5 protein-coding genes and 1 pseudogene are annotated in these 5,887 nt (G+C 70.1%); 2 read left to right on the top strand and 4 right to left on the bottom strand.

Going from position 1 to position 5,887, the window contains the following annotated elements:
- The 3 genes and pseudogenes from ACWIF2_RS39735 to ACWIF2_RS39745 all read right to left on the bottom strand — a co-directional run.
- A partial coding sequence (locus tag ACWIF2_RS39735) for a DUF1996 domain-containing protein (RefSeq protein WP_454366458.1) occupies positions 1-2,002 on the bottom strand: 2,002 nt, incomplete at its 3' end.
- Positions 2,003-2,245: 243 nt separating this feature from the next.
- Positions 2,246-2,928: pseudogene (locus ACWIF2_RS39740) on the bottom strand (lytic polysaccharide monooxygenase auxiliary activity family 9 protein).
- 142 nt (positions 2,929-3,070) lie between these two features.
- Positions 3,071-3,703: a GNAT family N-acetyltransferase gene (locus tag ACWIF2_RS39745; RefSeq protein ID WP_454366460.1), complete on the bottom strand. Its 633-nt coding sequence runs from the start codon at positions 3,701-3,703 to the stop codon at positions 3,071-3,073.
- Between the two features lie 112 nt (positions 3,704-3,815).
- On the opposite strand from ACWIF2_RS39745, the gene ACWIF2_RS39750 reads away from it, so the two are divergent.
- On the top strand, positions 3,816-4,847 hold the full coding sequence (locus ACWIF2_RS39750) for a YihY/virulence factor BrkB family protein (RefSeq protein ID WP_454366462.1): 1,032 nt from the start codon (positions 3,816-3,818) through the stop codon (positions 4,845-4,847).
- 5 nt (positions 4,848-4,852) lie between these two features.
- On the opposite strand, the gene ACWIF2_RS39755 is transcribed toward ACWIF2_RS39750, so the two are convergent.
- Positions 4,853-5,305 (bottom strand): flavodoxin family protein, encoded by a 453-nt coding sequence (locus ACWIF2_RS39755; RefSeq protein WP_454366463.1) that lies wholly within the window; start codon positions 5,303-5,305, stop codon positions 4,853-4,855.
- Positions 5,306-5,400: 95 nt separating this feature from the next.
- Here ACWIF2_RS39755 and ACWIF2_RS39760 point away from each other — a divergent pair, with 95 nt between their 5' ends.
- Positions 5,401-5,850 carry an SRPBCC family protein gene (locus tag ACWIF2_RS39760; RefSeq protein WP_382488663.1) on the top strand — a complete coding sequence of 150 codons (450 nt, stop codon included), beginning with the start codon at positions 5,401-5,403 and terminating at the stop codon, positions 5,848-5,850.
- Positions 5,851-5,887: the final 37 nt, after the last annotated feature.

Consider the following 5,887-nt stretch of genomic DNA (forward strand, 5'->3'; position numbering starts at 1 on the left):
AGCTGCGCCTGGCGCGGCGGAGGACCACGAAGCCCGCCATGACGAGTACGGCGCCTGCCGCGGCCGGCCAGAGCTGAGCGCCGGTCTCGGCCAGGCTGCCGCTGCCGACCGCCTGGGGCTCGGTCCGGGGCGGGGTCGCCGGGGTCGCGGCGGCGCTGGTCGCCGTGCCGACGGCCTGGGACTGGCCGAGACCGTCCGAGTCGTCGCCGCTGCCGTTCTTCGAGCCGCCCTGTTCACCGGACTTCGCCGAGGGCGTCGCGTACACCTCCGCCTCGTCGGCGGGCGGGTCGCTGGGCTCCGGTTCGGGGGCGGGCTTGTCCGTCGCCGGAGGCTTGGAAGCCTCGCCCTCTCCGTCCTTGCCGTCGTTGCCCGTGTCGCCGGGCTTGCCGCCCGCGTTGCCGTCCTGCGGGGCGTCCGGGGTACGGGTGGGCTGCTCCTGCGGAGCCTCGGGGGTCTTCGTCGGCTCCTCACTCGGCTCCTCGCCCGCCCCGGGCTCCTCACTCGGCTGCTCGCCCGGCTGCTCGCTCGGCTCCTCGCCGGGCTCTGCTCCCGCTCCGGCTCCGCACTTCCGGCCCTTGTTGATGCAGTCGACCATCTCCCCCATCAGGTCCTCGTCGAAGACGTTGATGAAGTCGCCGTGGTCCGTGACCGGCTTGTGCAGCTGCTCGGGGAAGGAGTCCACCGCGAACAGCGGTGTCGTACGGCCGCCGTCCTGCAGGCTCGGCGCGTCGACGTCGTAGACGATGCGCTGGACCAGCTGCGGGATCGGCCGGAAGCCGGACGGGCACGCGCCGGAGGCGTCGGCGAACGCCACGTGGGTGCGGTGGTTGGCGCTGTCGATGTTGCGGCCGTCCCAGCAGCTCTGGAACTTGAAGGAGCGCACCACGTCGCTGCCCTTCGGGCAGAGCGGGTACTTGTCCTTGAGCTGCCGGTCCTCGAAGCCGGTGCAGCTCCAGGAGGCGTTGGCGTTGGCCGTGCCGTTGACGAACGACTTGGCGTCGCCGGTGATGATGCGCAGCAGCCGCGGCATGGCGGTGACCTTGTCGCGCGGGTTCCCCTCGAAGTTCAGGGTGACCTGCTTCGGCGTGACGATCGCGCCGGCGTTGCCCTCGATGCCGCCGCCGGGCGAGTTGGCGTCCTGCTCCTGGGTGCCGTTCTGCAGACGCAGGACGGGCCAGTAGTAGGAGGACTTGTCGCCCTGGTCGTCGCAGCTGGTCTCGGCGTCCGCGAGGTCCTGGTCGCTGGCGAAGGCGTTGTTGGCCTGGTTGCCGACGTAGTCGTGGAAGTGGTGGGCGCCGTTGGTGACACCCGGGGCGGCGATGATGTTGTCGGAGTTGAACAGGCCGTTCTCGTTCACGCCGCAACTGGTGGCGAAGGTGCCGCGGGAGGCGTTGCCCTGCCGGCGAGGGCTGTTCACATTGGGCTGGACGCTGGTGATGTCCGCGAAGTCGGCGGCGACCGGTCCGTTGCCCGCCTGTCCGCCGTTGTTGCCCTGGCCCTGCTCCTGGCCGTTCCCCTGCTCCTGCTCCTCGCCGGGCTGCTCCTCGCCGCCGCCGTCCTGGCCCTCGCCCTGCTCGGGAGCCTGGTTGCCGGAGTCCCGGACGGTGCAGGCCGCGAGGGCGTCGAGTCCCTCGGGGCGGTCGCCCACCCGGTCGATGGCGATGGCGATGCGCTCGAGGGTCGCGCCCCGCTTCTCCTTCAGCGGGTTCATGATCGCGTTGTCGGCGAAGCCGGAATCCTGCTGGATCTGCTGCGCCGATTCGCTCAGCCGCTGGTAGGCCTTGGCGATCTGCTCGTCCAGGAGGGCGAGTTCCCTGTCGACCTCCGTCCTCGCCTGCTCGGGGACCGAGGTCAGCTTGCTGCCCACGTCAGGGCAGTCGATCGTGGCGCCGGCGGTCCGCACCCCCGTACCGGACCGCGTCTGGGCGGACTCACCTCCCGAACCGCCGTCCGTGGCCGAGGCGTAGACGTTCGCCGCCATCAGGCCGCCTCCGCCCAGCATCAGCGCGACTGCGGCGAAGGTCGCGCGCCGTGGGCCTGTAGGGCGTCTTCGCGAATTGCGTGCCAAGGGTGCTCTCCTGCGCTTGAGGCGTGCCGGGCATGAAAATCCCCTCGCCCCATACGTGCGCGGGCACCGGAGCGTTCAGCCGCTCCTGAAATTCTTCGGGAACTCTCAGAAAGCCCGCACAGCCGTACCCCGCCGGACTCGCCCCGTCCGGCGGGGTACGGCAGCCGAAGCCGCAGGTCAGCGGAAGTTCACGTCACTGCACAGGAAGTAGGTCTGGTCCATGTGCGACGCCTGCCAGATCGTGTAGACGACGTGCCGGCCGCTCAGCCCCGAAGTGCTCACGGGGATCTCGTAGTTCTGGCTGGGCGCGTACCTGCCGGTGCGGGTGACGAGCCGGAGGTCGTTCCAGGTCAGCGGCTGGGTGGCAGGGTTGAAGCCCTGCCGTGTGACGTACACCAGGAAGTAGTCGGCGCCATGGCTGGCCTGGTCGTACAGCTTCACGGTGAAGTTGGCGCCGATGTCCGTCGTCTTCCAGGCGCCGACCGTGTCGAGGGAGTTGTACCGGCCGCCCTCGGTACGGCCGCCGCTGCACAGCTGGCCGTTCGGCACCACGGCCTGGAAGTTGCCGCCGGAGCCGTTGCGGTACAGGCCGTTCCAGTTCCACATGGCGTTGGCGTCGCTCCGCCACGCCTGCCAGCACATGGGGTCCTGCTGGGCCATGGCGGGATTGAGGTGGTCGTTCCCCCAGCGCAGCCAGCAGCCGTAGTTGCGGGATGCCGGGTCGACGACCGAGCCGTGGGCGACCGCGGTGCCGCTCCATGGGATCAGGCTGAGCAGCGCGGCGACCAGCACGGTCAGGGCGAGCGTCAGACGGGCCGGACCGAACGGGTTTCCTTACGGGCATGACCATGACAATCCATGATCTCCTCTTTCGGATGTGGGGGTTGCGGTGCTTGCGGTGTGCCGTGCGTGGGGAGTGCGGGCGCGACGTGGGAGCGCTCCCGCACTCCCACGCTGCGCCCGATGGCACCGGTCGGCAACGCACGATTGCGCCACTTCCGGTCAGAGCCGCTCCAGTTCCCTCGTGGTGCGTCCGAGGTACGTGGCCGAGCCGGGCTCCGGCACGTCGATCTCGCGGAACCCCATGCGGTCGTAGAAGGCTCTGGCCTCGGTGTTGGCGGTCGCCATGGCCAGGTGGACGGCCGGGACCCCCCTGTCCTGGAGGGCCCCGAGGAACGTCCGCATCAGGCGGCGTCCGTGGCCCCGGCCCTGCCAGCCGGGCAGCAGGTCGATGTGCAGATGCGCGGGATGCGCGGCCAGTTCGGGCAGCACCATCCGTTCCGGGTGGTGCAGCAGACGGGCCATCTCCTCGTCCGGAGTGCGCGGCGGCTCGGGCGGTTCCGGATAGCGGCCGGCGACCAGGGGCAGCCATGCCGTGCGGAACTCCGCGGCGAAACGCGGCGTGTCCGCGGCGCCCAGGATGTAGCCGACCGCCTGCCCCTGGCCGTCGTCCAGCACGAAGGCCAGCTCCGGCTCCAGACGGACGTAGGGAGCCGCGAAGATCACCGGGAGGATGCCCGGGTCCGCGTAGTGGGGGCGGCTGTCCTGGCCGGCGTGCGCGGTGCGGACGCAGATGCCGTCGAGGGCCGGACGGTCCTCGGGGCGGTACGGGCGGATGGTGGGGGACGCGGTCATGGCGGCATCGTGCACGGTACGGGAGCGCTCCCTCAACCCGCTGCGACGAGGGCGCCGAGCCTGGCGTGGCCGAGCTCGGCTTAAGGGCTCGGACGGGGGTTACCCGGCCCACATGGTGAAGCTGCATATTCCGGGACGAAAAGAACAGCACGAGAGCGAGACGGCCGGGCCGGGGCCCGAAGTGGAGCGTGCGGCGCCCGACACGCCCGGTGAGCTGCCTCGGACGTCGTGGGGTGCGGTGCTGAAGGGGAGCGTGCGGGAGTTCAAGAAGGACGAGCTGACCGACCGGGCCGCGGCGCTGACGTACTACACGGTGCTGGCCATGTTCCCGGCGCTGCTCGTCCTGGTGTCGCTGCTGGGGATCACCGGCAAATCCACCACGGACAAGGTGCTCGAGAACATCCAGCAGTTCGCTCCCGGCGCGGCGCGGGACATCATCACCCGGGCCGTCGAGCAGCTGCAGGGCAACGCCGGCATCGGCTCACTGGTGGCGATCGTCGGTCTGCTCCTGGCGGTGTGGTCGGCCTCCGGCTACGTGGCGGCGTTCATCCGCTCCGCCAACGCCGTCTACGACATGCCCGAGGGGCGGCCGGTGTGGAAGGTGCTGCCGGTGCGGGTGGGTGTGACGGTGGTGCTGATGGTGCTGGCCACGGTGAGCGCGCTGATCGTGGTCTTCACGGGCGGGCTGGCCCGTCAGGCCGGGACGACTCTGGGCATCGGCGACACCGCGCTGACGGTGTGGTCGTTCGCCAAGTGGCCCGTTCTGGTCGTGCTGGTCACGATCATGATCGCGATTCTGTACTGGGCGACCCCGAACGCCAAGGTGAAGGGGTTCCGCTGGGTCACACCGGGCAGTGTGCTGGCCCTGCTGATCTGGCTGGTCGCCTCGGCGGGCTTCGCCGTGTACGTGGCCAACTTCGCCTCGTACAACAAGACCTACGGCACGATGGCGGGCGTCATCGTCTTCCTGATCTGGCTGTGGATCACCAACCTGGCGATCCTGCTGGGCCTGGAGTTCGACGCGGAGACGGTACGGCAGCGGGCCGTCGCCGGTGGGCATCCGCCCGAGGACGAGCCGTACACCCAGCCGCGTGACACCCGTGCGTGGGACGGCGAGGACCGCCGCCGGGTGGAGGAGACCTGACCTGGTCAGCCCATGAGTCCCGCGGCGACCGTCGCACCCAGTTCCCAGCACCTCTCGATGTCGCCCTTGTCCGGCTCGCCGGTGACGGTCACGGCCTCTGCGGCGCGGCGCCAGCCGAGGCCCGTCGTGATGGACTCGATGCCCCGCACCGCTCCGGTCACGTCGTTGCCGCCGTGCACGTAGTAGCCGAAGGGCCGCCCGCGCGTCGCGTCCAGGCACGGGTAGTAGACCTGGTCGAAGAAGTGCTTGAGGGCGCCCGACATGTAGCCGAGATTCGCGGGGGTGCCGAGGACGCAGCCGTCGGCCGCGAGGACGTCGGAGGCGGTGGCGGACAGCGCGGGCAGACGCACGACCGTGACGTCCTCGATCTCGGGGTCGGTCGCCCCGGAGACGACGGCTTCGAACATCGCCTGGCAGTTGGGCGAGGGCGTGTGATGGACGATCAGCAAGGTGGCCACGGCACCCGACCCTACAAGTCGTGCGGAGCATGAGTGCCCGACGCGAGATCTGGTACCCGTCCGTCGCTCTCCGTACGAGAAAGGGAGGTACCGCCTTGTCACAGGTAGAGGAATCCATCGAGGTCCGCGTCCCGGTGCACACCGCCTACAACCAGTGGACCCAGTTCGAGGACTTTCCCCAGTTCATGGAGGGTGTCGAGCGCATCGAGCAGCGCACCGACACGCTGACGCACTGGGTGACGAAGGTCGGCGGCCAGGAGCGGGAGTTCGACGCGGAGATCACCGAGCAGGTGCCCGACGAGCGCGTCGCCTGGACGACGGTGGGCGGTGAGGCCAGGCAGGCCGGTGTGGTCACCTTCCACCGCATCCAGGACGACACGACGAAGGTCATGCTGCAGTTGGAGTTCGATCCCGTCGGACTGACCGAGACCGTGGGTGACAAGCTCGGGTTCGTCAAGCGGCAGGTCTCGGGTGACCTGCGGCGGTTCAAGCAGTTCATGGAGGCCCGGGGGTCGGAGACGGGCGCCTGGCGCGGCGCGGTCTGAGCCGACGGCTGAAAGCGGCCGCCACCACGTGCAGTGG

The organism is Streptomyces sp. NPDC055506 (assembly GCF_053643595.1).